Raw genomic sequence first — 239 nt, forward strand, 5'->3', positions numbered from 1 at the left:
CGTGTGGGGAATGGATGATTTGGCGGGGGCGGAGAAGGAGTGGATGGAAGGGGTGGAGGGGGAGATGACGGAGGGGGGTGAGGAGGTGTTGGGGTGGGTGTGGGAGGAGGGGGAGGGGGTGAGGGTGGGGGAGGTGATGGGGGAGATGATGAAGGAGAAGATGGGTGAGGCGAAGGAAGGGGGGAGAAGGGGGTGGGTGGGGTGCGGGAGTGGGGGGAGGGTGGATGGGAGGGAGTAGG

At 66.5% G+C, this 239-nt stretch carries 1 protein-coding gene; it reads left to right on the top strand.

Features of this window, described 5'->3' with window-relative positions; translation table 11 throughout:
- On the top strand, window positions 1-238 hold a 238-nt coding region (locus FS507_RS20125; protein ID WP_222121483.1), incomplete at its 5' end, for a hypothetical protein.
- Window position 239 lies beyond the last annotated feature (1 nt).

Source organism: Corynebacterium glyciniphilum AJ 3170, from assembly GCF_007673095.1.
GTDB lineage: Bacteria > Actinomycetota > Actinomycetes > Mycobacteriales > Mycobacteriaceae > Corynebacterium.